A 6,336-nucleotide genomic window follows, 5' to 3' on the forward strand; every position below is an offset into this window, starting at 1 on the left:
CCCGCGGCCGGCGCGCCGATCGGGATCGGCCCGCGGCCCGAGCGCGCGCCGAGGTGGGCGCGACGCTGAGCGAGCGGGACGGATCAGATCCTCGGGGATGCGCACGATCCTCGGAGATTCTCCGTCGAGAGGTCCGAGAATCGCGCGCTCCTCCGAGAATCGCGCGCGCCAGGGGCGAGGCGGCCTCACACCCTCCCGACGGTGGTGATGTCCTCCAGGAACTCCGCGACCGCCTCGGGCGACACCGTCGCCCGCGTGCGTGCGATCGCGGCGGTGTAATCGGACATGTACGGCCCCGCGGGGTCGGGCGCACCGGCATCCACCGCCGACTCCAGGGCCGACTGCGAGGCCTGTCGGGCCGCGAACTCGACGTCCGCGGGGGAGAAGCCCTCACTCATCGCCACGAGGTCGGCGATGTCGATGTCGACCGCACTCTCGGGCACGTAGCGCTGCCAGATCGCCGTGCGCGCCTGCTCGTCGGGCAGACCGATCGGGATGACGTAGTCGAACCGGCCGTGACGCAGGAACGCGGCATCCAGGGAGCGGATGAAGTTGGTCGCGCAGATGAGGATGCGGCCGGGTTGCTCTCGGAAGGCCGGGATGATCTTCAGCAGCTCGTTGGTGACGCCCTGCGTCGGCGACGGAGGCTCGCCCTGTCGATGCGAGGCGATCTCCTCCACCTCGTCGATGAAGACGACGGCGTGCTCGAGCTCGGCGATCGCGGCGAACGTGGACCGCAGGGCCCCGGCCAACCCCTCGGGCGCACCCGCGAGACGCGAGGGGAACACCTCGACGAACGACCACTCCAGACGCGATGCGATCGCCTTCGCGAACGTCGTCTTGCCGGTTCCGGGCGGGCCGAACAGCACGATGGCGCGTGGTGGCACCACCCCGAAGCGGTCCGCGAGCTCGGTGTGGGCCAGGGGCATGACGACGCGCCGCTCGAGCAGGTCTTTCTCGGCGGTCATCCCTCCGACGGCATCCCACAGGCCCCGCGGGAGCACGCGGCCACCGAGCTCGGCGAGAAGCTTCAACTCCTCGCGCTGCACCGGGATATGGCGCTCGAAGTAGCGCAGATCGTGCTGGGGGGTGAAGCCCTGCGAGAGGAGAGCGTCGACGGGGGTGTCTCCCGTGGGCACAAGGGCCGAGAGCTTGCTGATGCCGTGCGGCGCCATGCGCACCTCGAGCGCACCGAGCAGGGCCGCGCCCAGCCCGCCCGCGCGCTGGTGGTCGGCCGTGGCGAGGAACACCACCCAGCCCTGGGCGTGCGCGGCGCGGCCCACCGCCGCCCCCACCACCCGCTCGCCCGACACCGCGACGACAGCGACGTCTTTCGCGCACGAGGCGAGCACCTCGGAGAGGCTGTACACCGGTTCGGTGCCGTCGGCGGTGACCGCCTCCCAGAGGCGGAGGATGTCGTCGACGTCGTCGTCGTGGTAGTCGCGGATACGCCAAGCGGCCATGTTCGTGTCCCTTCGATCGGTCGGTGCTCGACTCTCCGGGATCGGCCGTGACGGTCCGGGTGCCGAGCGCGCCGGCATCGATCGGGGTGCTCGTCGACAACGGACGCCGAGGCCGCAATGGCGGGGTGCGCTCATCGCAGACCTCTGCTCGGGATCACCGTAGCGTCCCGCCGTCGTCCCCGGCCAGTGCGGCGACGCCGCGACCTGCCGGGCCCATGCCGCGTGCGGGGATCGAGCGCTGCTCCGGCGTGCGCGGACCGGTCTCGCGAGATCGCAGGATCGCGCGAAACTCGCAGATCAGCGGCCGGAACCTGCGAGGATCAGCCGATTCTGCGAGGATCCCGCCGCGCGCATGGGCCCGCACCGGCCCGCACCGGCCCGCACCCGTGCGCCACGGCACCGCCCGCGGCGGGTCAGGCGGTCTTCGCGATGCGCACCCGGATGTCCTTCATCAGTGGCTGGTCGCTCTGGCGGCTGTAGTCGTCGGGGCCGAGCAGCACGTTCATCTCGGGGAAGTAGCCGGCGGCACTGCCGCGCGGCGTGTCGTACTGCAGGGCGCGGAACGCCGTGACGCTGCGGACGGAGCCGTCGCGCGAGGTGGCGACGATGTCGACCGGATCGCCCTCGGCGATGCCGCGCTCCTTCATGTCGCGCCGGTTCATGAACACCAGCTCGCGGATGTTGCGCACACCCCGGTAGCGGTCATCGGCCGAGTAGATCGTGGTGTTCCACTGGTCGTGGGAGCGCATGGTCTGCAGCACCAGCACGTCGGCCTCTTCGGGGATGACGTTCGGCAGCTCGGCATCCGAGAATTCCGCTCTGCCCGACGGCGTCTGGAAGTCGCGCTCGCGGGCGGGCTGGGGGACGCGGAAGCCGTAGTGCTGGCGCACGAGTTCGTTGAAGCCCTCGAAACCGGGCAGGACCTTCGCCATGGTGTCGCGGATGCGGTCGTAGTCGCCGACGTACCACTCCCACGGCGTCGCGGACTCGGGCATCGTCGCGCGGGCGAGGCGGGCGATGATCTCGGGCTCGCTGAGCAGGTGGGGCGATGCCGGGCGTCGTGAGCCGAGCGAGAGCATGACCGAGCTCATCGCGTCCTCGGTCGAGATCGACTGCGGCCCCGCTTCTTGCACGTCGCGTTCGGTGCGCCCCAGGCACGGGAGGATCAGCGCGTCTTTTCCGTGGGTGAGGTGGCTGCGGTTCAGCTTGGTGCTGACGTGCGCGGTGAGCTCGCAGCGGCCCATGCCCTCGGCGGTCAGCGTGGTGTCGGGAGCGGCGCGCACAAAGTTGCCGCCCATGCCGAGGAAGACCTTGAGGTCGCCGCGGTGCAGCGCCGCCACCGTGTGCACGGTGTCGAGCCCGGGCTCGCGGGGAGAGGTGATGCCGCAGACCTCGTCGAGCTTCGCGAGCCATTTCTCGGTGGGCTTGTGGTTGATGCCGCACGTGCGGTTGCCCTGCACGTTGCTGTGGCCGCGGACGGGCGAGGGGCCGGTGCCCTTGCGCCCCACGTTGCCGCGCAGCAGCAGCAGATTGACGATCTCGCGCACGGTGTCGACCCCGTGCTGGTGCTGGCTGACGCCGAGGCACCAACTGATGACGCACCGCTCGGAGGCGAGGTACACGGCGGCGGCTCCGCGGATCTCGGCCTCGGTCAGGCCGGCCTGCTCGACCAGCTTCGACCACGGGGTCGCCTCGACCAGGGTGCGGTACTCGTCGAGCCCCGTCGTGTACTCGTCGAGGAACGCCCGGTCGAGGGCGGTCGGATCGGTGTCCGACGCCTCGAAGACGACCTTCGCCATGCCGCGGACGAGCGCGAGGTCGCCGCCCGGGCGCACCTGCAGGTTCATCGTGCTGGTCGGGGTGCTGTGGAACGTCGCCATGTCGAGGATCTCGTGCGGCACGATCGTGCGGGTGCCCGCGACCTCCCGCAGCGGGTTGACGTGCACGACCTGCGCGCCGCGATCGATGGCCTCGGCGAGGCTGGTGAGCATGCGCGGGGCGTTCGAGGCCGCGTTCACACCGAGGACGAACAGCGCGTCGCACGCCTCCCAGTCCTCGAGGTCGGCGGTGCCCTTACCCGTGGCGAGGGATGCCGTGAGCCCACGGCCCGATCCCTCGTGGCACATGTTCGAGCAGTCGGGCAGGTTGTTCGTGCCGAGTTCGCGGGCGAACAGCTGGTACAGGAACGACGCCTCGTTGCTCAGGCGACCGGAGGTGTAGAACGCCGCCTGATCGGGCGAATCGAGCGCCGTCAGATGGCGCGCGATCATGCGGAAGGCGTCGTTCCACGAGATCGGCACGTAGTGGTCGGTCTCGGCGTCGTACGCCATCGGACCGACGAGGCGCCCGGCGTCCTCGAGCTCGAAATCGCTCCACTGCGACAGCTCCGTCACCGAGTGCTCGGCGAAGAACTCCTTGCCGACCCGCTTGTGCGTCATCTCCCACGTGACGTGCTTGATGCCGTTCTCGCAGATGTCGAGGGCGACGCCCTTGTCGTCGGGCCACGCGCACCCGGGGCAGTCGAACCCGCTCTTCGGATGGTTCATCGTGAACATCGCCTTGGTACCGGCGACGGGTTGCCGCTGTTCGAGCAGCACCTTTCCCACGGTCATGGCGGCGCCCCAGCCGGCGGCGGGGTGCTCGTACGCACCCGTGCTCGACCAGTCCCCGTCTACCTGCGGCCCGAGGCCTCCCTGACGTGGCTTCTCGGTCATCAGTCCAAAGGACTCACCCATGTCGACCCTCCGGTGGTCATGGCGCCGGCTCGTGGCATCCGGTCGTCAGCGTACGCTCGCGGGCTCGTGCTCCGCGGGGGTTGTGGAGGGCGCTGCAATGCGATCCGCCCGTGTGTACAGATTCATGCTCGTGCCGCGGACGAAGGCGGCCAGCGTCAGGCCCGCCCGTTCGGCGAGCTCGATCGCCAGCGACGACGGCGCCGACACGGCGGAGAGCATCGGGATGCCGGCCATCACGGCCTTCTGCACGAGCTCGAAGCTCACGCGGCCCGAGACCTGCAGCACGGTTCCCCGCAGCGGGAGTCGGTCGTTCAGCAGCGCCCAGCCGACCACTTTGTCGACGGCGTTGTGGCGGCCCACGTCTTCGCGGGCGACGAGCAGCTCCCCGGTCGCGACGTCGAAGAGGGCGGCGCCGTGCAGTCCGCCGGTCTTGTCGAAGGTCTTCTGCTGTTCGCGCAGGCGATCGGGGTAGGACGCGACCTCGTGCGCCGACACCCGGATGTCGTCGGAGGCCACGTCGTAGGAGGACACCTTCTCCACAGCGTCGATGGATGCCGTGCCGCACACCCCGCACGAGCTCGTCGTGTAGAAGGACCGGGCGATGTCGGTGGAGGGAAGGGCGACCCCCGGTGCGAGCGTGAGGTCGAGCACGTTGTAGGTGTTGCCGTCGGCGCCGCCCGTGCCGGGGCCCCCGCAGTGGATCGCGCGGGCGAACTGGTCGCCGCGACTGAGAACGCCCACCGACACGAGGAAGCCGGCGGCCAGTTCCACGTCGTGACCGGGCGTGCGCATGGTCACCGACAACGGCGAGCCCGCGACGCGGATCTCGAGGGGTTCCTCGACCGCGATGGCATCCGGTCGTTCGCGGTTCACGCCCTCGAGCGTGATGCGCGTGACGCGCCGCGAGGTGGTGAGGCGACCCATGTCAGTCGCGCCCGCGGGGAGGGAAGAGGGGCATGGGGGAAGCGTACGCCGGGCCGCCGACACCGGGACGTCGGCCACCCTCGGCGTCTCCGGCGCGAGGCGTGACGGGTGCGGTGCGGCTGCCGCCCTGCCAGCGCGAGATCACACGATCGTTGCGAGATGACGCGTCGTTACGCGGCAGGTGCGGGTGATCTCGGGCGGATCGTGTGATCTCGGCGAGGAGCGGGGAGAGCGGACCATTCGCCTGAATACAGATCGCGGAAGTTTTTTCAAGTCCGGCGTGACGTTTACCTGACCCGGTACGTCTTAGTCATGTGGGTCGAAACACCTACCCCGGAGCATCCGGGTCACGAACTCTGAAAGGCATCGACATGGCTGAGAACACCACCCCCGCCGCCCAGAACGTCCCCCAGGCGGCGTCGCGTGTGAACCGCCCGCTGAACGGCCGCGGTCAGGACGCCCACGCCGAGGGCAAGACCACGATCGCCGAGGGCGTCGTCGCGAAGGTCGCCGGTATCGCGGCCCGTGAGGTCGCCGGTGTCTACGCGCTGGGTGGCGGCGGTGCCCGTGCCCTCGGCGCGATCCGCGACGCGATCAACGCCACCGACCTGACGCAGGGCGTCAAGGTCGAGGTCGGCGAGACCCAGGCCGCCGCCGACATCACCATCGTCGTGGAGTACGGCGCCCCCATCCAGGAAGTGGCCGACCAGGTGCGCGGCCGCGTCGCCGGTGCCATCAACCGTCTCGTGGGTCTCGAGGTCGTCGAAGTCAACGTCGACGTCAACGACGTCCACATCCCGGGCGACGACAACAACGACGACGACAGCAACGAAAAGCGCGTCCAGTGAGCGCCTCCACCAAGGGTGCCCTCGCCGGGCTCGTTCTGGCCCTGAGCGCCTTGATCTTCGGCTTCTGGGGATTCGTCCTCGTCGCCCTCTTCATGGCGATCGGCGTCGTCGTCGCCCGCATCACGGCGGGTGAGATCGACTTCGGCAACATCGTCAATGCCTTCAAGGGTCGGAGCACATCGTGACCACCGTCACCGCTTCCCCCGGGGTCGGCAACCGCACGGTTGCCGGCCCCGGCCTCCCCGCCGGCCGCGTGAACATCGCGGACCGCGTACTGCAGAAGACGGCTGAACGCGCCGCCGCCGACATCATCGGAGTGGATGCCAAGAACGTCCACGTCGAGATCGTCTCGGCCCGTGACACCGC

The 6,336-nt window shown here is 69.9% G+C and carries 6 protein-coding genes; 3 read left to right on the plus strand and 3 right to left on the minus strand.

The window, feature by feature from the left end; all coding sequences use genetic code 11:
- Positions 1-185: 185 nt before the first annotated feature.
- The 3 genes from RWP81_RS13230 to fdhD all read right to left on the minus strand — a co-directional run bounded on the left by RWP81_RS13230 (position 186) and on the right by fdhD (position 5,122).
- Positions 186-1,463, minus strand: a complete 1,278-nt coding sequence (locus tag RWP81_RS13230; RefSeq protein WP_314456832.1) for an ATP-binding protein — start codon at positions 1,461-1,463, stop codon at positions 186-188.
- 413 nt (positions 1,464-1,876) lie between these two features.
- Positions 1,877-4,177 (minus strand): FdhF/YdeP family oxidoreductase, encoded by a 2,301-nt coding sequence (locus RWP81_RS13235; RefSeq protein ID WP_314456834.1) that lies wholly within the window; start codon positions 4,175-4,177, stop codon positions 1,877-1,879.
- 66 nt (positions 4,178-4,243) lie between these two features.
- Positions 4,244-5,122, minus strand: a complete 879-nt coding sequence (gene fdhD / locus RWP81_RS13240; RefSeq protein ID WP_314456836.1) for a formate dehydrogenase accessory sulfurtransferase FdhD — start codon at positions 5,120-5,122, stop codon at positions 4,244-4,246.
- A 371-nt stretch (positions 5,123-5,493) separates the two neighbouring features.
- Here fdhD and RWP81_RS13245 point away from each other — a divergent pair, with 371 nt between their 5' ends.
- From RWP81_RS13245 to RWP81_RS13255, 3 genes are all read left to right on the plus strand, one after another.
- Positions 5,494-5,970, plus strand: a complete 477-nt coding sequence (locus RWP81_RS13245) for an Asp23/Gls24 family envelope stress response protein (protein ID WP_314456838.1) — start codon at positions 5,494-5,496, stop codon at positions 5,968-5,970.
- Complete coding sequence (locus RWP81_RS13250) at positions 5,967-6,155, plus strand: DUF2273 domain-containing protein (RefSeq protein WP_314456840.1); 189 nt, start codon at positions 5,967-5,969, stop codon at positions 6,153-6,155. The genes RWP81_RS13245 and RWP81_RS13250 overlap by 4 nt, the downstream gene beginning before the upstream one ends.
- A partial coding sequence (locus RWP81_RS13255) for a hypothetical protein (RefSeq protein ID WP_314456842.1) occupies positions 6,152-6,336 on the plus strand: 185 nt, incomplete at its 3' end. The genes RWP81_RS13250 and RWP81_RS13255, both read left to right, overlap by 4 nt.

The sequence above is a fragment of the uncultured Microbacterium sp. genome (assembly GCF_963521695.1).
Classification (GTDB): Bacteria; Actinomycetota; Actinomycetes; order Actinomycetales; family Microbacteriaceae; genus Microbacterium.

What these genes read in the sequence shown, in the direction of transcription:
- RWP81_RS13230 (WP_314456832.1), bottom strand. Translation starts at nt 1,463, where the DNA reads ATGGCCGCTTGGCGTATCCGCGACTACCACGACGACGACGTCGACGAC.
- RWP81_RS13235 (WP_314456834.1), bottom strand. Translation starts at nt 4,177, where the DNA reads ATGACCGAGAAGCCACGTCAGGGAGGCCTCGGGCCGCAGGTAGACGGG.
- fdhD (WP_314456836.1), bottom strand. Translation starts at nt 5,122, where the DNA reads ATGGGTCGCCTCACCACCTCGCGGCGCGTCACGCGCATCACGCTCGAG.
- RWP81_RS13245 (WP_314456838.1), top strand. Translation starts at nt 5,494, where the DNA reads ATGGCTGAGAACACCACCCCCGCCGCCCAGAACGTCCCCCAGGCGGCG.